This is a genomic window from Neisseria sp. P0021.S005 (assembly GCF_051956955.1).
This window is the reverse complement of the sequence record NZ_JBQCWY010000938.1, coordinates 1-468: the sequence shown is the minus strand read 5'-3', so window position 1 is coordinate 468 and position 468 is coordinate 1. Positions and strand designations below refer to the sequence as shown.

1 protein-coding gene is annotated in these 468 nt (G+C 54.3%); it reads left to right on the top strand.

From position 1 onward, the window contains the following. Positions 1–468, top strand: a 468-nt coding sequence (locus tag ACTHUE_RS20255) for an RNB domain-containing ribonuclease (protein WP_440424306.1), incomplete at both ends; no start/stop codon positions are given.

Here is a 468-nt window from a genome sequence, read left to right as displayed (position 1 = left end):
CCCGACAAGCAGTCGCTGACCTACAAAGCCTTTACCAAAGCCGCCGATGCGCTGAAAACCTCCGCCTACGAACTGGCGAAAAAAACAGGCGGCATTACGTCCATTCCCCAATACCTGCAAGACGGGTTTGAAATCAAATATTTCCCCAAAGGAACAGGTTTCCCCGACCTCTCCCTTCCCGAAATGCCCGACCTGCCCAAGGCCGACGTTACCGCCTTTTCCATTGACGACGAATCGACCACCGAAGTGGACGATGCCTTGAGCCTGACCGACTTGGGCAATGGCATGAAACGCGTCGGCATCCACATCGCCGCGCCGTCGCTTGCCATTAAACAAGGCGACAAAATGGAAAAAAACATCATGGAACGCTTGAGCACGGTTTATTTCCCCGGCGGCAAAATCACTATGTTGCCCGAAAACTGGATTGCCGCGTTCAGCCTTGATGCAGGCGCATACCGCCCTTCCATC